Annotated in this window: 17 protein-coding genes; 8 read left to right on the forward strand and 9 right to left on the reverse strand. The window is 75.0% G+C overall.

Annotated features, from left to right (window positions below):
- Window positions 1-5: 5 nt before the first annotated feature.
- On the reverse strand, window positions 6-2,063 hold the full coding sequence (locus IF27_RS17590; protein WP_052850536.1) for an alkaline phosphatase D family protein: 2,058 nt from the start codon (window positions 2,061-2,063) through the stop codon (window positions 6-8).
- Window positions 2,064-2,197: 134 nt separating this feature from the next.
- Here IF27_RS17590 and IF27_RS17595 point away from each other — a divergent pair, with 134 nt between their 5' ends.
- Window positions 2,198-2,926, forward strand: coding sequence for a GntR family transcriptional regulator (locus tag IF27_RS17595; RefSeq protein WP_052850537.1), 729 nt, complete (start codon window positions 2,198-2,200; stop codon window positions 2,924-2,926).
- A gap of 17 nt (window positions 2,927-2,943) precedes the next feature.
- Here IF27_RS17595 and IF27_RS17600 read toward each other — a convergent pair whose 3' ends face one another.
- Window positions 2,944-3,393 carry an NUDIX domain-containing protein gene (locus IF27_RS17600; protein WP_223291089.1) on the reverse strand — a complete coding sequence of 150 codons (450 nt, stop codon included), beginning with the start codon at window positions 3,391-3,393 and terminating at the stop codon, window positions 2,944-2,946.
- Between the two features lie 259 nt (window positions 3,394-3,652).
- Here IF27_RS17600 and IF27_RS17605 point away from each other — a divergent pair, with 259 nt between their 5' ends.
- Window positions 3,653-4,369: a hypothetical protein gene (locus IF27_RS17605; protein ID WP_190233003.1), complete on the forward strand. Its 717-nt coding sequence runs from the start codon at window positions 3,653-3,655 to the stop codon at window positions 4,367-4,369.
- 349 nt (window positions 4,370-4,718) lie between these two features.
- On the opposite strand, the gene IF27_RS17610 is transcribed toward IF27_RS17605, so the two are convergent.
- Window positions 4,719-6,590: a hypothetical protein gene (locus IF27_RS17610; protein WP_052850539.1), complete on the reverse strand. Its 1,872-nt coding sequence runs from the start codon at window positions 6,588-6,590 to the stop codon at window positions 4,719-4,721.
- A gap of 159 nt (window positions 6,591-6,749) precedes the next feature.
- On the opposite strand from IF27_RS17610, the gene IF27_RS17615 reads away from it, so the two are divergent.
- Both IF27_RS17615 and IF27_RS17620 read left to right on the forward strand, forming a co-directional pair.
- Window positions 6,750-7,493 carry a metallophosphoesterase gene (locus IF27_RS17615; protein WP_052850540.1) on the forward strand — a complete coding sequence of 248 codons (744 nt, stop codon included), beginning with the start codon at window positions 6,750-6,752 and terminating at the stop codon, window positions 7,491-7,493.
- A 25-nt stretch (window positions 7,494-7,518) separates the two neighbouring features.
- Entirely contained in the window at window positions 7,519-8,139 is a 621-nt protein-coding gene (locus IF27_RS17620) for a LysE family translocator (RefSeq protein ID WP_052850541.1), read from the forward strand.
- A gap of 239 nt (window positions 8,140-8,378) precedes the next feature.
- Here the strand turns inward: IF27_RS17620 and IF27_RS17625 are convergent, their stop codons facing one another.
- Window positions 8,379-9,200: a class I SAM-dependent methyltransferase gene (locus tag IF27_RS17625; RefSeq protein WP_052850542.1), complete on the reverse strand. Its 822-nt coding sequence runs from the start codon at window positions 9,198-9,200 to the stop codon at window positions 8,379-8,381.
- A gap of 29 nt (window positions 9,201-9,229) precedes the next feature.
- On the opposite strand from IF27_RS17625, the gene pdxR reads away from it, so the two are divergent.
- A complete protein-coding gene (gene pdxR / locus IF27_RS17630; protein WP_110945992.1) occupies window positions 9,230-10,738 on the forward strand; it encodes a MocR-like pyridoxine biosynthesis transcription factor PdxR in 1,509 nt (502 codons plus the stop codon).
- A gap of 19 nt (window positions 10,739-10,757) precedes the next feature.
- Here the strand turns inward: pdxR and ssuE are convergent, their stop codons facing one another.
- On the reverse strand, window positions 10,758-11,309 hold the full coding sequence (ssuE, locus tag IF27_RS17635) for an NADPH-dependent FMN reductase (protein ID WP_052850543.1): 552 nt from the start codon (window positions 11,307-11,309) through the stop codon (window positions 10,758-10,760).
- A gap of 96 nt (window positions 11,310-11,405) precedes the next feature.
- Window positions 11,406-12,542, reverse strand: a complete 1,137-nt coding sequence (locus IF27_RS17640; RefSeq protein ID WP_052850544.1) for an LLM class flavin-dependent oxidoreductase — start codon at window positions 12,540-12,542, stop codon at window positions 11,406-11,408.
- A gap of 445 nt (window positions 12,543-12,987) precedes the next feature.
- Between IF27_RS17640 and IF27_RS17645 the strand changes: the two genes are divergently transcribed.
- Window positions 12,988-14,244, forward strand: coding sequence for an SMI1/KNR4 family protein (locus IF27_RS17645; RefSeq protein WP_052850545.1), 1,257 nt, complete (start codon window positions 12,988-12,990; stop codon window positions 14,242-14,244).
- Between the two features lie 111 nt (window positions 14,245-14,355).
- Window positions 14,356-14,736 carry a VOC family protein gene (locus IF27_RS17650; RefSeq protein ID WP_052850546.1) on the forward strand — a complete coding sequence of 127 codons (381 nt, stop codon included), beginning with the start codon at window positions 14,356-14,358 and terminating at the stop codon, window positions 14,734-14,736.
- Between the two features lie 9 nt (window positions 14,737-14,745).
- Here the strand turns inward: IF27_RS17650 and IF27_RS17655 are convergent, their stop codons facing one another.
- Window positions 14,746-15,624 carry a PhzF family phenazine biosynthesis isomerase gene (locus IF27_RS17655; RefSeq protein WP_223291090.1) on the reverse strand — a complete coding sequence of 293 codons (879 nt, stop codon included), beginning with the start codon at window positions 15,622-15,624 and terminating at the stop codon, window positions 14,746-14,748.
- Window positions 15,625-15,694: 70 nt separating this feature from the next.
- On the opposite strand from IF27_RS17655, the gene IF27_RS17660 reads away from it, so the two are divergent.
- Complete coding sequence (locus IF27_RS17660) at window positions 15,695-16,615, forward strand: LysR family transcriptional regulator (RefSeq protein ID WP_052850548.1); 921 nt, start codon at window positions 15,695-15,697, stop codon at window positions 16,613-16,615.
- 14 nt (window positions 16,616-16,629) lie between these two features.
- Here IF27_RS17660 and IF27_RS17665 read toward each other — a convergent pair whose 3' ends face one another.
- On the reverse strand, window positions 16,630-17,472 hold the full coding sequence (locus IF27_RS17665; protein WP_052850549.1) for an aldo/keto reductase: 843 nt from the start codon (window positions 17,470-17,472) through the stop codon (window positions 16,630-16,632).
- 34 nt (window positions 17,473-17,506) lie between these two features.
- On the reverse strand, window positions 17,507-18,286 hold the full coding sequence (locus tag IF27_RS17670) for a thioesterase II family protein (protein ID WP_052850550.1): 780 nt from the start codon (window positions 18,284-18,286) through the stop codon (window positions 17,507-17,509).
- Window positions 18,287-18,322: the final 36 nt, after the last annotated feature.

The raw sequence follows: 18,322 nt of genomic DNA on the forward strand, positions 1-18,322 counted from the left end.
GCGCGTCAGGCCGGGTGGCCCAGTTCGGTGGCCGTGCGCCGGACCTCGAAGAGACGCCGCCCCTCCCGGTTGATCCAGGTGGCGGTGAGCGTGGCCGGGGAGACGGTCGTGTCGGCCACCAGCTTCAGGAACGTGTGCGGCTCGACGGCGCTGGCCACCAGGTGCGGGCTGGGCACGTTCAGGCTCGGGATCGTCCTGTCGTGCAGCGGGCTGACGATGAACTGCCACAGGTCGTAGCCGACCCGGGGCCCGTAGTTCAGGGCCCGCGAGCAGTGGATGTCGCCGCTGAGCAGGAAGCAGCCGGGGATCCCCTCCTCGGCGACGAGGTCGAGGATCGCGTCCTTCTCGTGCTGGTACGTCGCCCAGTCGTCGGACTCGGAGTTGCCCTTGTCGTCCCAGATCATCCCGGAGGCGATGGCCTTGAACGTCGCCGTGCTGGCGCGCAGCGCCGTGCGCAGCCACTCCCACTGGACGGTCCCGAGGCAGGTCGGGCGTGACGGGTCGGCGAAGCTCGGGCCCGTCCTGCTGAACCAGCGCGGATCGAGCAGGAACACCTCGACGGGGCCGCGCCGGAAGGAGGTGTAGACGGCCTCGCCGTCGGTCCTGCGGGTCAGCCGCGCGCCGTCGGCGCCGTGGCCGAAGGAGGCGTTGGCCCGGTAATCGACGAACGCCGTACGGGTGTTGCGCTTCCCGGCGAGGGTGCCGTCGGTGTCGTTGCCGCCGAAGTCGTGGTCGTCCCAGGTGCCCCAGACCGGCATGGACGCGATCATGCGGGCGATCTGCGGCTGGGAGAGGAACGTCCGGTGCTTGGCGCGGGCCACGGCCAGGTCGCCCGAGTCCACGTACGGCGTGTCGCCGAGCAGGACGAAGCTGTCGCAGCCCTCGTCCACGATCCGCGTCCAGACGGCGTCGGGCGTGGACGGCGCGCAGGAGCCGAGGCCCATGGTGACGCGGGCGGGCGCGCCCGCCGGGGGCGCGGTGGTGAGGGAGCCGGTGAGCGGGGTGAAGCCGGGGGCGGCCGACCGGGGGGTGATCGTGAACGTGTAGGCGGTCGCCGCCCGCAGGCCCGGCACGTCGAACAGGAGCGTGTTGTCGTTGGCGGTGGAGACGGTGGTGTCCACGGTCGTGGACCAGCCGCCGGAGGCGCGGGCGACGACGCACCGCCAGGCGGGGAACGTCGCCGCGTCGAGGCCCGGCCTGGCCCAGATGCGGGCGCCGGTCTCGTCCACGTGGCCGACCAACGGACCGGCCGGGGCCTGGGCGGGCATGGGGGTCGGCGTCACGGCGGGCGCCGTTCCGGCCCGCACCCGGGCGACGTACCCGGCCAGGGCCGTGAAGAAGGTGACGCTGTCGCGGACCGCGGCGGCGGGCTGGATCGCCGTCCCGGCCGCGTCGAAGCACTTGTCCACGGTGAGGCTGCCGACCAGGAACCGGCCCGCCCCGTGGGCGCCCTCCAGCAGGGCGGGCGGGAAACCGGTGGCCGCGCACGCGAGGAGCACGCGCAGGGACCGCCAGGAGGTGACCGTCTCCCAGCTGACCCGGATGCCGGAGGCCCGGCCGGTGAAGACGCGCCCTGAGACGACCGGGAGCGCGGCGACGAGGGGGTGGTCGGCGGCGGTGGGGTGGACGGTGTCGTAGTCGCTGTCGGTGCGGACCGCCGCCAAGGTGGACGGCAGGTACGGGACCGCCGCGCCGTACTGGTCGGACTGCGCCAGGTCGAGCACCACGCCGCCGCCCGCCGCGAAGTCGCGCAGCGACGGGGCCTGGGCGGCGACGTAGGTGGTGTAGCGGGAGTCGTTGTTGGTGAAGCTGCCGAAGGCGATCAGGTCCACGCCCTGCGCGGTCGCGGGGCGGGAGAGGTCCAGGGCCGTCACGGCGAAACCGGCCCGGCGCAGCAGTTCGGCAAAGCCCGTGGCGTTCGTCCACCGGTCGGTGAACTCCAGCACCGCCGCGCGCGGTGGGGCGGCCGACGCGGCGGGGGCGGTCAGGACGGCGCCGGCCGTCAGGGCGGTACCGACCCCGGCGGCCACGAACGAGCGGCGGTGGATTCCTTCAGGTGTCATGGTGTCCTCCTCGGCCGAAACCGTCGCAGCGGCGTGGCCCCCGGGACAATGACCTGTATGGATAAGTCATTCGCTGTTCATGTCAAAACCCGAAGTCGTCGTGTGTTCCACGCCGGCCTGTAAGGTCAGGGCGCATGAGGGATCCCCTGCATCGGAGCGTCGCGGCCGAGTTGCGTCGGCGCATCCGCAGCGGCGCCGTCCAGGTCGGGCAGGCGTTGCCGTCCGAGGCGGACCTCTGCCGGGAGTTCGCGGCGTCACGCGGGCCCGTACGCCAGGCGCTCGCCACGCTGCGGGACGAGGGGCTGATAGGCGGCGGGCAGGGCAGGCGCAGCGTGGTCCTCGACTCCGTGCCGTCGCAGCCGTTCGAGTCGTTCCTCTCCTTCACGCGGCGGGCCGAGCTCACCGGTCACGCGCCGGGGCAGCGGCTCCAGGAGATCGCCCTGCGCCGCTGCGACCCGGCGATGGCCGCCGCCCTCCAGATCGACGAGGGGGACCTGGTCGTCCAACTCCTGCGGCTGCGCCTGCTGGACGGTCGTCCGGCGATGCTGGAGCGCATGACCTACACGGAGCCGGTCGGCCGCCCGCTGCTGGACTCCGACCTCGACGCCGGGTCCATCTACGCGCTGCTGACGGAGCGTGGCGTCGATCTCGACTCCGCGCGGCACACCTTCGACGCGGTCGCTGCGGACGCCACCGACGCGGCGCTGCTGGAAGTGCCAGAGGGAGCGCCGTTGTTGCGGGAGCGCCGGGTGACGACGGACTCGCACGGACTGCCGCTGGAGTGGTCGGACGACCGGTACCGTCCCGACGTGGCCACCGTGACCGTCACCAACACCCGCAAGGCGCGGACCGCGACGCTCTGATCCGCCGCCACGCCGCTTCAGTCGGCGCGCGTGAGGTGGCGGATGTAGTGGCGGACGTGCGGCGGCATGGGCGTGGGCAGCTCTGCCACGGGGAACAGCCGCAGCTCCTGGCCTTCGCCCAGGACCAGATCGGCCTCCCGTCCGCTCCACGTGCCGACGAAGACGTGGGGTGGTGTCTTGCGGACGTCGTGGGGGGTGACGGTGACTTCGCGCAGGGTGTCAGGGGTGATACCGGTCTCCTCCCGGATCTCGCGGAGGATCGTGTCCCGGGGAGTCTCCCCGGCTTCCTGCCCGCCGCCCGGCAGTGACCAGTGCCCCGGCCAGCGGATGTCCGGGGCGTCGTCGCGGAGTTGCAGGACGATCCGCCCGTCGGGTGTGAGGATCAGGGCGAGCGCGCCCGGCTTGCTCTCGGCGGGTGCTTCCTCGGCCACCACGGTCTCCTCGACGCCGGACAGGGCGGGTTCCACCGTATGGTGTGTCGTAGTTCCTCGTGGCAACTCTCCGCGATTCCCCGCTCGTCGGGGAGACGGCTGAGAGGGCCTGGCCTGACCGTCGTTGCGACGGACACGGACCTCGGCCACCGCCGGGGGGCGGCGGGGGTCCGGCATCCACCGGGACGAGCGCTGGTCGGCCACAGGAGACGCGCCACGGCGCGGCGGGCGGCGGCATCCGGCGTTGTGGGGCACCCGCTCCGTCGTGGTGGCCTCGGCTGATGGGATGAGCTGCATGACTGTCCATGAGATCGCTCCCCGGCTCCCGGGGATCTCCGCACTCCGTGATCGATGCCGCTCGCTGGCGATGCTGGAGGCGATCGCTTATGACGGATTCGTCGGCGGTGACGAGTACGCGGACTTCGAGGCGAACTGGTCACGGGGGTGCGACCTGGCGACCCTCCGGAGCCGCGACGGCGTCGGGGTGTGCTACCTCGTCTTCTCCCCGGCGGGAGCACTGATCTGCGGATACGACCCCCGGGCGCCCATCGCGGCGTACGAGGGCGAGGCGGTCTTCCCGCCGGGGCTGATCGAGGGCGTGCCCACGCGGATCCTGCGGTTCGTCGCCGACGCCGAGTTCTGGCACGACGAGTACGGCAACGGAACTGTGACGGTGTGCCTCTGGCGTGAAGTGACGGACGATCGCTGGCACCACGGCGCGGTGGACCTTCCCGAGGGGACCCACGACGCGGATGGCGCGAACGCCCTGCTCGACCTCGTGGTCGATCCCTCGCCCGAGACGTACCTGCGGTGGACCGAGGAGAGAGACGGGGCCGCCACGGAGCAGGCGGCGCGTGAGGTGTACGCGCTGCATCCGTTGACCCGGCAACTCGTCGTCAAGGTGAATGCGGACGCGTCCCTGACCGGGCTGGCCCCGGCCCTGACCCGCATCGGCTACCCGCATGCCACCGATGACCTACGCCCCGGGCTCGACCACGCAGAAGTGACCTGAACCGTCCGGGAGAAGCCGGAATCCGCGCGAGACGAGACCCGCAGCGACGGTGAGAGGGCTGCCCGAGGCGCACACCGACGTGCCCTCCAACAGGGAGCAGCCGACGCCGCGCCGCCGCCGCGCCGCCGTCACGGCGCCGTTCGGCGCGGGCAAGGGACCTCGGTGCTTGGCGTCGGCACCGGGCAGTGCCCTGCCGCACGACCGTCCGAAGACGCGGTCGCCCACGCCGCCGCCGCGGGACGGACGGGGAGCGATCCGTCCTGCCGATACTGCCGGGGCACGGCCGGAGCGAGGAGCCGGGCGCGCCGTCAGGTGCCGCCGTCCGGACGCCGTTCCGGAGACCGGGGGCCTACCCCGCGCCGAGCATGTCCCGTGCCAGGGAGAGCAGTTCGTCGTCCGGGTGCGGCCCCTCGACCGGCAGGAGCGGGTCGTCCAGCAGGCGGTACGGGGACGAGGCCCATATGCGCAGCGGGGCGCGCAGCTCGTCCGGTATCTGCCCTATGGCGGCGAGGGTCTTCAACGCCTGGAGACCGAAGGGGGTGGGTCCGGCCAGTTCGGTGAGGACCGACACGGCGCGCGCGATGTCGCCGGTGAGGGCGTGGTACGCCTCGGCGGCACGGACCCGGTTCCACTCGTACCGGGCCGTCAGCAGCGGTTCGACGAGGGGAAGCAACGGCGCGGCGGCCGGGCCGAGCGGTCTCAGGTCCACCAGGACCGGATGGACCGGGTGGCCCCGGGCGAGCAGATCACCGAAGACGTCGAGCGCCGGGCCCGCGTCCCCCGTGAGCCGGTGGTGGGCTCCGGCCGCCGCCGCCCGCAGGGGGCGTTCGGTGCTCCGCATGGCGTCGTGCAGCAGGGCGACGGTCTCCTCGGTGGCTTCGCCGACCAGGCCCAGGCTCCGCGCCGCGAGGTCTGCGGCACGGCGGGTCCTGAGACAGTCGAGCGGTTCCGGCCGCGCCTGCCGGGCGGCGGCACCGAAGGGGGCGAGCGCCTCGATCAGGGCGACGGCGGTGACGCCCCGCGCCGGCGCGGCGAGTTCGCGGCGGATCACCGGTATCAGCCGGTCGGCGCCCTGCGGGAAGTGCACGGCCGCCGCCCGGAGCGCCTGCGCGGTGGGGCGCTCAAGCACCAGGTCCACGGCGCGGGGGTCGCGGGCCCTGGCGAGGGCGACGAGCGCGGCGGCGGCCGTGGTCGCGTCCCTGGCGGACGTGCGGCGGTGGAGCGCGTCACGTATGTCCTCGGCCGGTTCGGGCACGCGGGCGATCAGGTCGCCTATGACGCCGAGGCGGCGGGCCGTGTCGTGCGGCGGGGCGCCACGGCGAGGCGGGGCGACGAGCAGCAGCCGCATCACCTCGGCGTCACGGTCGCGCCACCTCCCGGCGACGCGCTGGAGGAGCGGGAGCGCGCACGAGCCGGGGTCCCCGGCGGCGATTCGGCGCGCGGCGACGGTGAGGTCCGGGTCGCGGACGAGCAGGCGGGAGAGGCGTTCTGCCGACGTGGCGAGGCCCCACGGGAAGTCGTCGTCCCCGGTATCGGGGTCGGGGTCGGCGCTGTCCTGGGCGATGATCTCCACCAGCCGCGCCGGGTAAGGCAGTTCGGACCGTTCGGCCGCGAGGACGGCCGCCGCGAGACGGACGTCGCCCAGCGGGCTGTCGAGTGGCGCCAGGTCCCGGCCGAACCGGCTGAGGAGTATCACCGCGTCGGCGCGCACCCCGGGAACGGGATCGCTCTCGTACAGTTCCTCGGCGCGGGCCGTGGCGGACGCGCGCGGCCCGTCAGGCAGCAGGTCGGCCACGGCGGCGACCGCGCGGATCGCCACCCTGCGGACCCTGCGGTCCCGGTCCCCGAGCAGGGGCAGCAACGCGGGCGTCTCCCGGCAGAGTTCGGCGCATGTGTCGGCGACGGCGCTGCCCTTCCAGGAGGGCTCTTCGGTGTCGGCGGGGTCGTGCTCGGCGAGGGCGGCGAGCAGCATGAGCACGTCGGCGCGCCTGCCCGGGGCGTGCAGGGCGGCGTGGGCGAGGAACGGGACGGCGGGCGCCGAGGCGAAGTGGACCGTGCCCTGGTGGACGATCGTGCCGAACAGGGCGTGCCGCGCGTCGTCGGCCGCGGCGTCGTCCGACCCGTAGAGGGCCAGAATCAGTTCGGGGACGTCGGCGGCGTCGTCGTAGGCGTGCTCCAGGTCGCGCCAGGGGACGGTGTGCAGTGCGTCCGGGCCTTTCATCGTCCGCGCTCCTTCCTCCAGGTCGGGTTACCGAGAGTAACCGCCGCCACTGACAATCCCCGCCCGGACGGGCGACAGGCCCCACCCCCTGGCCGCCCTAACGGTAGTTTGATATTTTCCGTTAGAAACTGGAGAGCGGCCGAACCGCGGAGGAAGACCATGACCGTGTTGCTCGCGCAGATCAGTGACCTGCACCTGGACGGCACCGAGCGGGCCACCCGCCGCGCCGTCCGCGTGATGGACCATCTCCGGGCCCTGCCACGCCCGGTGGACGCGCTCCTGGTCACCGGGGACATCGCCGACCACGGCACGGAGGCCGAGTACGAGGAGGCCGCCCGCATCCTGGACGCGCCCTTCCCCGTGCTGACCTGTCCCGGCAACCACGACGCGCGCCCCGCCTACCGCAAGGCCCTGCTCGGCGAGGCGCCGGCCACGGAACCCGTCAACCGCGCGCACCACATCGGCGGCACGGCCGTCCTGATGTGCGACTCCACGATCCCCGGCCGCGACGAGGGCCGCCTCGACGCCCGGACGCTCCGCTGGATCGACACGACCCTGCGCGAACTCCCGGAAGACACGCGCGCGTTGATCGCCTTCCACCAGCCCCCCGTGGAACTCCACCACCCGCTGCCCGACTCCGCCATGCTCGAACAGCCCGGCGACCTGGCCGCCCTCCTCGCCGCCCACCCCCGGGTCGCCGCCGTCCTCACCGGCCACGCCCACACCGCGGCGGCCTCGACGTTCGCCGGACTCCCCCTGGTCGTGGGCCCCGCCGTCACCTGGACGCTCCGCCTCCCCTGGGAGGGCGACCGCCCCGCGGACCGCGACCAGCCGCCCGGCCTCGCCTACCACGTCCTCGACGACGAAGGACGGCTCACCACCCACTACCGCGTCGTCCTGTGACCCGGCGCCAGGACGCGGAGACCTCGTGATCCACCCCTACGCCGTCGCCGGGTTCCTCCTGGCGGTCCTCCCCCTCGTCGCCACCCCGGGCGCCAGCCTGACCCTGCTCGTCCGGCACGTCGGCGACGGCGGCGGACGGCGGGCCCTCCCCGTCGTCCTCGGCACGGTCGCCGGGCTCTACGTCCACGCGGCCCTCGCGATCGCCGGGCTGTCGGCCCTCGTGACGGCGTCGAGCGAGGCGTTCACCGCCGTCAGACTCGCCGGGGCCGCCTACCTCGTCGGCCTGGGCATCTGGACCTGGCGCTCCGCCGGAGGGGCCACGGACCGCCGCGCCGGGCACCGGTGGCGGCGGCCGTGCCGGTCGGTCCACGCGCAGGCACTGCTGGCGAACGTCCTCAACCCGAAGGCGGCGTCCATCTACCTCACGCTGGTCCCGCAGTTCGTCGCGCCGCACGAGCCGTTCGCCGGGCAGATCCTCGTCCTGGCCACCGCGCACGCGCTGCTCATCGCGCTGTGGCTGCTCGTCTGGGCCTGGCTCGTCCACCGCGCCTCGCGCGTCGTGCGCGGCGCCCGCTTCCGCCGGGTGACGGCGCGGGTCAGCGGGCTCGTCCTCACCGGCCTGGGCATCCGCACGGCGACGGCCTAGGGCGCGTCTTCACAGGGGCGTCCGGCCGCTCGCGGCGCCTGGTGCGTGCGAGCGCAAGGCGCCGGATCGTCCTCGTACAGGTCGTACCAGGGCGATGCGGCAACGCAGCGAGCGTGCGTGCCAGGCGCCGCGAGCAGGACGACCCCTGTGAAGACGCGCCCTAGGGTCCGTCGTCCACACGTGGAGGTGACGGGGCGCCCCTGCCCACCGCTCGCTCGGCAGGAAGAGGCGCCCCGCCGTCAGGGGGCCGTGGCGGTGGCCTTCATGAACGTGTAGTGGAACGTGCCGCCGTCCTCCGCCGTGCGGTACAGGTCGGCGATCCCCCGGTCCCACGCCTCGCGCGTGGCCAGCCCGGCCGCCACGGCGTCGTCACCGGCCGCCGCGATGACGGGGACGAACGTCCGCCGCACGAAGCCGTCACGCAGCGCGGGCCGCGTCGCGTCGGCGTACACCACGCGCGGCTCCACCCGCACGTCGGCGAACCCGGCCCCGTCCAGCAGCGGCTGGAGACGGCGCCCGGTGAACGCGTCACCGCCGAGGGCCCCTTGGACGCGCGCCATGCCGTCGATCGCCGCGCGCGCCGCGTCGCTGTCCGGCGCGAAGAAGGCCGAACCGTGGTCACCCTCGATCACCGTGATCGTCCCGCCGGGGCGCAGCACGCGCCGCAGCCCGCCGAGCGCCGCGCGCGGGTCGGCGAGGTGTTCCAGCAGGAAGCAGACGAAGACGTGGTCGAACGTGTCGTTCTCGTAGGGGAGTTCACGGACGTCGGCACGCCGCCACGTGACGTCGGCCCCCGGCGCCGCGGCGGTGACGCGGGCGCGGGCCAGGTCGAGGGAGGACGCGGAGATGTCGAGCGCCGTCAGCCGCACGCCGGGGCTGCGGGTGACGAGGTGCGCCGTCTGGGCGCCGACGCCGCAGCCCGCTTCGAGGACGCGGCTGCCGCGCGCGTACGCCGTGCCGTCGTGCAGCAGGTCCGCGAGGGCGTCCGCCTGGTCGCCGAGACGGTGGGCCTCGTCCGTCGAGTAGCCGTGGACGTAGGCGGGGGTGGTCCGGGTGGTCATGGACACCACCCTGGGGCCAGAATGCCCCGGTGGACAGGGCCAAAGACAGTGCCGGTGACCGGTCCGAAGCGGCGAGGCCCCGTGCGGCGGGCGCCGGTTCCGACTTCCTCCAGCTCTCCCTGGGCGACGCGCCGCCGGGCGGCATCACGGAGTGGCTGGCGCGGCGGCTGCGGGGCGCGATCGCCGACGGGCGCCTGCCGGTGGGCAGCCGGCTCCCGGCGACGCGTGTCCTCGCCGCCGAGCTGCGCGTGTCGCGCGGCGTGGTGACGGAGGCGTACCAGCGGCTGTCGGAGGACGGCCATGTGGCCGGGCACGGACGGAACGGCACCGTCGTCGTGGCCGCGCCCGTGGGGGTGGCGGAGCGCGCGGACGGGCCGCGGGAGGAGGGCGGCGGGCCGCTGTTCACGGCGACGCCGGGCCCCGAGGCGTTCGACACGCTGCGGACGGCGCCCGCCCGCATCGACCTCTCCCCCGGCGCGCCCGACCTCGCCGCCTTCCCCCGCGCCGCCTGGCTGCGCGCCGAGCGCGCCGTGCTCGCGGACATGCCCGCCACGTCCCTGCGCTACGGCGATCCGCGCGGGGCCCCGGAGCTGCGCCGCGCCGTCGCGCACTGGCTCGCCCGCAACCGGGGCATCGGCTGCGAACCGGCCGACGTGCTCATCACCTCGGGCGTCGCCCAGGGCATCGGGCTGCTCGCCGACGCGCTGCGGCGCGAGGGCGTCACCGCCATGGCGTTCGAGGAGCCGGGCTCGCTGGGGGTGCGGCAGCATCTCGTCGCGGGCGGTTTCGCGACGCCGCCGGTACGCGTGGACGAGCAGGGCGTACGCGTGGACGACCTGCTGGCCTGCGGGGCGGCGGCCGTACTCCTCACGCCCGCGCACCAGTTCCCGACCGGTGTGGTGCTCGGCGGGGAGCGGCGGCGCGCGCTGATGCGCTGGGCGGCCGACGGCGGGCTGATCGTGGAGGACGACTACGACGCGGAGCACCGGTACGGGCGCCCACCCGCGCCCGCGCTGCGCGCCATGCTGGGTGAGGGCGTGTGCTACGCGGGAAGTGTGTCCAAGCTGCTGGCGCCCGCGATGCGCATCGGCTGGCTCATAGCGCCCACGCGCTACCGCGAGCCACTGGTGACGGCGAAGCGCTTCGCGGACCTGGGGAACGCGGCGCTGCCACAGCTGGTCCTGGCGCGGCTGATGGAGTCGGGCACGCTGGAGCGGCATCTGCGGGTGCTGCGGACGCGGCACAGGCGCCGCCGCGACGTGATGATCAACGCGGTACGCGCCCATCTGCCGGGCGCCGTGGTGCACGGCGCGGCGGCGGGGCTGCACCTGATGGTGACGTTCGGGGAGGACGCCCCCTGGGACGACCGGGCGCTCGCGGAGGCGGCGCTCGCCCTGGGCGTGAAGGCCCACCCGCTGTCCTGGCACCGCCAACTGCCGGGCGCGCCGGGGCTCGTCCTGGGGTACGCGAGCAGCGGCACGGCCGAGATCGCCGAGGGCGTGGGACTCGTGGGGAAGGCCCTCGCCACGCTGCGCTGACGCGCGCCGCCCCCGGGTCTCAGGGGAGGGGCGTGGGCTGCGGGACGGTCAGGCGTGCCGCGAACGCGTCCACCACCTCCCCCAGCGGCCCGGCGGCGGACGGGGCGAGCGTCACCGCGCCGTCCTCGCCCACCAGGATGTCCCGGTCGAGCACGAACCAGCCCGGGGTGATGTGCGTCGCGCCCATCGCGGACAGGACGGGCCGCAGCGCGTAGTCGATGGCGAGGACGTGCGCCGTGGTGCCGCCGGTGGCCAGCGGGAGGACGGTCTTGCCCGCGAGGGCGTACTGCGGCAGCAGGTCGAACAGCGACTTGAGCAGCCCGGAGTAGGCGGCCTTGTAGATCGGCGTGCCGACGACGACGCCCTGCGCGCGGGCGACCAGCGCGGCGGCCTCCACGATCGCCGGGTGCGCGGGGTCGGCGCCGGTCAGCGCGTCGGACGGCAGGGCCCGTACGTCGAGCGGCACGACCTCGTGCCCCTGGAGCGCGAGCCGGGCGTCGAGATGGCGCAGCAGCCGGGCAGTGCGGGACGTGGGCGACGGGCTTCCCTGGATGGACAGGACGACGGCCATGGGTCACTTCCTCGCGGAGCGGCGTACGGGCATGGGCGACGGGGGATGTGGAGCCGGGGAGCGCTGCATACGCGACGCCCCCGTAGCGCGGCCCCCTCAGCGCGCGGCCCCCACCGGGACGGGTAGGGCGCCGCGCGCCGGGTGCCGCCACAGCCCGCGCGCCTCAAGCAGCGGCAGCACGTTCTCGCCGAACCAGTACGCGGCCTCCAGGTGCGGATAGCCGGACAGCACGAACTCCTCAATGCCCACTGCCTGGTATTCCTCGACCAGCGCGGCCACCTCAGCGTGGCTGCCCACCAGCGCCGTCCCCGCGCCGCCGCGCACCAGGCCGACCCCCGCCCACAGACCGGGGTGGATCTCCAGCGCATCGCGGCTGCCGCCGTGCAGTTCCAGCATGCGGCGCTGCCCCTCGGACTCGCTGCGCCGCAGCCCTTCCTGGACGCGGCGCACCGTGCTCTCGTCGATGCCGGACAGCAGCCGACCCGCCTCGGCCCACGCCTCGTCCGACGTGTCGCGGTTGATGACGTGCAGCCGGATGCCGAAGCGGACCGTGCGGCCCTGCGCCTGCGCGAGGGCGCGCACGCGGGCGATCTTCTCGGCGACCTGGGCGGGCGGTTCGCCCCACGTGAGGTAGACGTCCGTGTGGCGGGCGGCGACACCGAGCGCGGCGGGCGACGAGCCGCCGAAGTACACCTCGGGCACGGGATCGGGCAGCCGCGTCAGGCGCGCGCCCTCCACACTCAGGTGCTCCCCCGCCAGATCGACCGTGCCGCCCTGCCACAGCGCGCGGACGACCTGGAGGAACTCGCCGGTGCGCGCGTACCTGGCGTCCTTGTCGAGGAAGTCGCCGTACGCGCGCTGCTCGCTGCTCTCGCCGCCCGTGACGACGTTGAGGAGGAGCCGTCCGCCGGTCTGCCGCTGGTAGGTGGTGGCCATCTGCGCGGCGAGCGTCGGGGAGACGAAGCCGGGGCGGAACGCGACCAGGAACTTGAGGCGTTCGGTGTGCTGGCTGATCATCGCGGTGGTCAGCCAGGCGTCCTCGCACCAGGCTCCGGTGGGGGTCAGGGCGGCCTCGAAGCCGAGGTCTTCCGCGGCGCGGGCTATCTGCGTGAGGTAGGCGACGGTCGGCGGGCGGTCGGCGCCCGCGGCGTTGACCGGCGTGCCGTGCCCCCCGCCGACGACGTGGCGGCTGTCGCCGCTGGTGGGCAGGAACCAGTGGAAGGTGAGCGTCACAGGGCAGTCCTTACGGGGTCGGACGGGCGCGGTCGTCGCCGAGCGTGTCGGCGGCGGTGTGCGGGCGCGCGAAGCCGTCGGCGGGGAGGCGGAGGTGCGGCGGCGGAGGTGCGGCGGCGGAGGTGTGGTGAGGGGCCCGCGGGAAGGAACCGGCGCGGCGGTCGCGGGGCGGAGGGGGAGGCGGGGCTCAGCCGCGCGCGGCGGCGGCCCTGGTCAGCGGCAGGGGCGACAGATCGCGGCGGCGACGCGGACGAAGTCCACGCAGCGGCGGCGGGTGAGCATCCGTGCACCTGGCATGCATCGATGCAAGCACGGCCCGTCGGGAGCGTCAATGGCGCGCCCGGCAGGCGGGATCGGCACGCGGTACCAGGACACGTGCCCCGGCCGAACTCGCCACCGGGGAAGGCCGATCGGCGGGCCGCGCCACGCGTGGTAGCGTCCGCGCGTGCGACAACCGGCAGGCGCGCTTCTCGCCGCGATCGACGACGACGACCCCGCCGCGCTGAGCGGTCTGCTCGCCCAAGGGGCCGATCCCGCGGCCGAGTACGACGACCACGGTGTGGTGGACCTGGTCGCCTTCCGGGCCGCCGACACCGGAGTGGTGGAGTTGCTGCGCCCGTTCATCACCGCGGGACTGCCGGTCGATACGCGGGTCCCCGGCTGGTCCTCCGGCCCGACCATGCTGGGCGTCGCGGCCATGAACGGCTCCCTCCCGATGGTCGAGTACCTCGTCGCCGCGGGCGCGGACGTGAACCACACCCCGCCGGGCGCCCCGGACGACCCGGACGTCGGGACGGTGCTCACCCACGCGGTCGGAAGCGACGAGCCGCTGCCCGTCGTGTCCGCCCTGCTCCGGGCAGGAGCCGATCCGAACGTGCCCCGCCCCGACGGCTGGACGCCGCTGATGCTGGCCGCGCACGGCGGGGACGTCGCGGTCGTGGAGGCGCTGCTGGCGGCCGGGGCGGACGTGCGCGCGGCGAAGGGGAGCGGGAACCGCAGGACCGACGCCCTGCGCACCGCCCGTTCCCGCCGTCACGACGACGTCGCCGCGCTGCTGCGCGGGCACGGGGCGGTGGATCCGACCGACGGCGCGTCCGAGGTGGCGCAGTGGCGCGCCGCGCACGCCACCACAGCCGTACCGCGCGTGCACCGGGAAGTCCCCGATCCCGCCGGGATCGACGCCTGCGCCGTCCGGCTGGCCGCGCTCGTGCCCGACGTCACCGACCGGCGTGACGCGGCGGACCCGGCGGACCCGGCCGCGGTCGCCGAGCTGGAGGCCGCGGTCGGCGAGCCCCTGCCGACCGATTTCCTGGCGTACTTCAGGCTGTTCGGCGGCGCGGCCGGTCTCGACGTGTTCGAGTACGACGGCCTGTCGGTGCCGAGGATCACCGACCGCTGGCGCGGGCTCACCGACCTGCTCGCCGAAGGCACCTTCGACAGCGCGGAACCGTACGAACTGGATCCGGACGAGAGGGCCGTCCGGTACCGGTGGTGGCATCCCGGGTGGGTCCCGTTCGCGCAGGACGGCGGCGGCAATCTCCACTGCATCGACCTCGCCCCCGACCGTGACGGCGTGCGCGGACAGGTGTTCTCCTGGGAGATCCACGGCGGCCCGTCCGGCGTGCGCGCCCCGTCCTTCGAGCAGTTCCTCGCCGCCTACCGGCGCCGCTCGCTCGACGGCCGCGCGGGCTGGTGGGACTGACGGGCGCGCTCACCCCCTGGGGTACGCTCCCCGGATCGTCTTCGCCGCCGGAGCCGCGGAGTCCGCGCGTGGGCTCCCCACGGTCCCGGCACGAGTGAGTGGAGTTGTGCCATGGCATGTCGTATCGGTGAGATGGTGCTCGGTTGCCGTGAACCCGAGGTGCTGGCGCAGTTCTGGTGCGAGGTCCTGGACTTCGTCGTGCTCGGTCGTGAGGACGACGGCTCGGTGGAGATCGGGCCGCGCGAGGGGTTCGGCGGTCCGCAGCCGACGCTCTTCCTGAGCCGCAGGGACGAGCCCGAGAAGGGCAAGTCCCGGCTGCACATCGACGTCAACCCCACCGACCGCGACCAGGACGCCGAGCTGGAACGCCTGCTGGCGCTCGGCGCCCGCCCGGCCGACATCGGTCAGACGGGGGACGAGCAGTGGCACGTCCTGGCCGACCCGGAGGGCAACGAGTTCTGCCTCCTGCGGGCCCGCCTCGCCCCGCTCTGACGGCGCGGCTCAGGGGGCGGGCAGCGGGACGGCCCGGCCCGAGACGCGGACGCGCGGGTCGTCCGCGTCGATGTCCACGGTCAGTTCCGAGGGCCGCCCCATGTCCTCGCCCTGCCGGATCGTCACGCGGGTCGGCCCGGTGACCAGGCCGAGGGTCCGCAGGTAGCCGCCGAAGGCAGCCGCCGCCGCGCCCGTGGCGGGGTCCTCCACGACGCCGCCGACCGGGAACGGGTCGCGGGCGTGGAAGAGGCCGGGGGCCTCCCGGTGGACGAGCTGGACGGTCGTCCAGCCGTGGCGGCGCATGACCGCGGCGAGGCCGTCGAAGTCGTAGGCCAGGTCGGCGAGCCGGGCGCGGGTCGCGGCGGCCAGGACGAGGTGGTGGACGCCGCCGGTCGCGACGTGCGGCGGCAGCGCCGGGTCGAGATCGGACGGCGCCCAGCCGAGGGCGGCGAGGGCCGCGTCCCGTTCGCCGTCGGTCGCGGGGCGGCTGGACGCGGGGGCGCTGACCAGCGTGGCCCGCAGCGGGCCGTCGCCGTCGCCGCCGCCGTCCCGCACGGTCGAGACGGGGATCTCGCCGACCGGCGTGTCGAAGAGCAGGTCGCCGGGGCCGAGGCGATCCGCCAGGGCGACGGCGGCGGCGATCGTCGCGTGGCCGCAGAAGGCGACCTCGTCGAGCGGGCTGAAGTAGCGCAGCGTGAAGCGGCGGCGCGCGTCGTCCCTGGCGGTCACGAACGCGGTCTCCGAGTAGCCCACCGCCGCGGCGACGGCGAGCATGTCCGCGTCGCCGAGGGCCGAGGCGTCGAGGAGGACACCGGCGGGGTTGCCGCCCGCGGGGTCGGCGGTGAAGGCGGCGTACCGCAGGATGTCGGACGGTGCTTCGGTGGTCATGCCTTCACGGTGCCACCGCCGAGCCATGATGGGAAACGATGGTTTCCGATCCCGGCGATTGGCTTTCCGCATGGACACCCGCCTGCTCCGCACCTTCACGGCCCTCGCGCGCACGGAGAACTTCACGACGGCCGCGAGCGAGCTGCACCTGTCGCAGTCCACCGTCACCGTGCACATCAGGACGCTGGAGAAGGAGCTGGGCACGCGGCTGTTCGACCGCCTGCCGCGCGGCGCGCGCCTGACCTCCGCCGGGCGGCGGCTGCTCACGGACGCCGAGGACGTCCTCGCCGCGGAGACGCGGCTGCGCGCGGCGGCGGCGGAGGGCGGCCCGGCCGCCGGGCGGGTCGTGATCGGGGCCGGGGAGACGCTGTGCTCGGCGCGGCTGCCCGGGGTGGTCGCGGCGCTGCGGGGCAGCCATCCGGGGATCGACGTGCACCTGTACGCGGCGGGCACGGCCGGGGGCGTCGAGGGGCTGCGCGCCGGGCGGCTCGATCTGGCGCTGCTGCTGGAGGAGCACGTCGCCCACGCCGACCTGACGGCGGAGCGGATCGGCGCGGAGCCGCTGGTCCTCGTCGGCGCCCCCGGGCATCCGCTGACCGAGGGGCGGCGCCCCGCGACCTGGCAGGAGCTGGGCGCGGAACCGTTCTTCCTGCACGAGCAGGGCTGCTCGTACAGCGACCGGCTCGCCCGGCGGCTGCTCGCGCTGCCCGGCGGGCCGCCGCGGATGACGCGCTTCGGGAGCATCGAGGCGGCGCGCTCGTGCGTGGCGGCCGGGCTCGGGCTGACGCTGCTGCCGCGCGTGTGCGTGGAGGGCGGGCTGCGGGACGGGAGCCTCGCCGTGGTCGCCGGGCCGCCGGTGGCCGCCGTGCCGGTGCAGGTGGTGCGGCATCGCGGTCGGTGGGTGTCCCCGGCGGTGCGGGCGGTGCTTGACGAGCTGCGGCGCGGCTTCCGCGCGGCGGGTGGCGGCGCGGGGCCGGAGTCGGCCGGTTGAGGAGGGGCGTGCCGTCAGGCGCCCACCGCGTGCGCGCCGTCGAGCAGGTCGCGCTGGGCGGCGGTGAGGTGGAGGTCGGCGGCGGCGACGTTCTCCTCCAGGTGGTCGATGCGCGCCGTGCCCGGGATCGGGAGGACGACGGGTGAGCGGCCGAGGAGCCAGGCGAGCAGGACCTGCGACGGGGTGGCGCCCGTCTCCTCCGCGACGGCCGCGATCCGCGCGTCCGCGCCCGCCCCACCCGCCGCGACCGGCCGCCACGGGAGGAACGCGATGCCCGCCGCCTCGCAGGCGGCGAGCACCGGCTCGTGCGTGCGGTCCAGCAGGTTGTAGCGGTTCTGCACGCTGGCGATGCCGGTGATCTCCCGCGCCCGCTCCAGTTCGGCGACCGTGACCTCGGACAGCCCGACGCGCCCGATCTTGCCCTCGTCCCGCAGGTCCCGCAGCGTGCCGACCTGGTCGGCGAGCGGGACGGCGGGGTCGATGCGGTGGAGCTGGAGGAGTTCGACCCGCTCGACGCGCAGGCGCCTGAGCCCGTGTTCGACCTGGTCGCGCAGGACGGCGGGCCGTCCGTCGAGCCCCCACTCGCCGGTCTCGGGCGAACGGGCGACGCCCACCTTCGTCGTGACGAGCAGCCCGTCCGGGTAGGGGTGCAGGGCCTCGGCGATCAGTTCCTCGTTGGCGCCGCCGCCGTACAGGTGCGCCGTGTCGATCAGGGTGACGCCCAGCTCGACGGCGCGCCGCAGGACGGCGATCGACGCCGCCCGTTCCCGGCCGTGTCCCGTCGGCAGGCGCATCGCCCCGTAACCGAGCCGCCGTACGCCGAGGTCCCCGCCGATGCTGAACGTGTCGGATGCCATGCGCTGATCCCCGCCCTCCGGTCAACGGGTCACGCTAGCAGGGCTGTTGAGCTGGGCCTTCGACGCCGGACAGGAGGGAGGCGACCGTGCGTGTGAGGGCGGCCTGGTGGTCCGTCAGGAAGAAGTGGCCGCCGGGGTAGCGGCGCAGGCTGAACGGGCCGGTGGTCAGCTCGCGCCACGCCTCGGCCTCGGCCGCGCTGACGTGGGAGTCCTCGGTGCCGGTGAGGACGTGCAGGGGGCAGCCGAGCGGCGGCCCCGGCACGTAGCGGTACGTCTCGATGGCGCGGTAGTCGGCGCGGAGGGCGGGCAGGACGACGCGCAGCAGCTCGTCGCTGTCGAGGATGCGGGGGTCGGTGCCGGAGAGGCCGCGGATGTCGGCGAGGAGGGCGTCGTCGCCGCGCAGGTGGACGGTCTCCGTGCGGTGGGTGCCGGGGGCGCGGCGGCCCGAGGCGAAGAGGGCGGCGGGGGTGACGCCCGCCTCCCGTTCGAGCCGCCGGGCGATCTCGAAGGCGAGGACGGCGCCCATGCTGTGTCCGAGGAGGGCGAGGGGACGGTCGGCGAGCGGGAGGACGGCCGGGTAGAGGGCGTCGGCGAGCTCGGGGATCGTGAGGAGGGCCGGTTCGCGCAGGCGGTCCTGGCGTCCCGGGTACTGGACGGCGAGGACGTCGGCGCGGGCGGCGAGGTCGCGCGAGTAGGGGAACCAGAAGCTGGCCGAGCCCCCGGCGTGCGGGAAGCAGACGAGGCGGACCGGGTTGTCGCGGCCTTCCGGGTGGAAGCGGCGCAGCCAGGCGGACTCGTCGGCGGGGCGGGTCATGGCGGGGTTCCTCCGGGGTGGGCGGCGCTGACGCGC

The sequence above is a fragment of the Streptomyces avicenniae genome, from assembly GCF_000719135.1.
Classification (GTDB): Bacteria; Actinomycetota; Actinomycetes; order Streptomycetales; family Streptomycetaceae; genus Streptomyces; species Streptomyces avicenniae.

Coding starts and splice junctions, on each gene's coding strand:
- IF27_RS17595 (WP_052850537.1), top strand. CDS start 2,198: ATGAGGGATCCCCTGCATCGGAGCGTCGCGGCCGAGTTGCGTCGGCGC.
- IF27_RS17660 (WP_052850548.1), top strand. CDS start 15,695: ATGGACACCCGCCTGCTCCGCACCTTCACGGCCCTCGCGCGCACGGAG.
- IF27_RS17590 (WP_052850536.1), bottom strand. CDS start 2,063: ATGACACCTGAAGGAATCCACCGCCGCTCGTTCGTGGCCGCCGGGGTC.
- IF27_RS17610 (WP_052850539.1), bottom strand. CDS start 6,590: ATGAAAGGCCCGGACGCACTGCACACCGTCCCCTGGCGCGACCTGGAG.
- IF27_RS17605 (WP_190233003.1), top strand. CDS start 3,653: ATGACTGTCCATGAGATCGCTCCCCGGCTCCCGGGGATCTCCGCACTC.
- IF27_RS17670 (WP_052850550.1), bottom strand. CDS start 18,286: ATGACCCGCCCCGCCGACGAGTCCGCCTGGCTGCGCCGCTTCCACCCG.
- IF27_RS17625 (WP_052850542.1), bottom strand. CDS start 9,200: ATGACCACCCGGACCACCCCCGCCTACGTCCACGGCTACTCGACGGAC.
- IF27_RS17655 (WP_223291090.1), bottom strand. CDS start 15,624: ATGACCACCGAAGCACCGTCCGACATCCTGCGGTACGCCGCCTTCACC.
- IF27_RS17615 (WP_052850540.1), top strand. CDS start 6,750: ATGACCGTGTTGCTCGCGCAGATCAGTGACCTGCACCTGGACGGCACC.
- ssuE (WP_052850543.1), bottom strand. CDS start 11,309: ATGGCCGTCGTCCTGTCCATCCAGGGAAGCCCGTCGCCCACGTCCCGC.
- IF27_RS17650 (WP_052850546.1), top strand. CDS start 14,356: ATGGCATGTCGTATCGGTGAGATGGTGCTCGGTTGCCGTGAACCCGAG.
- IF27_RS17665 (WP_052850549.1), bottom strand. CDS start 17,472: ATGGCATCCGACACGTTCAGCATCGGCGGGGACCTCGGCGTACGGCGG.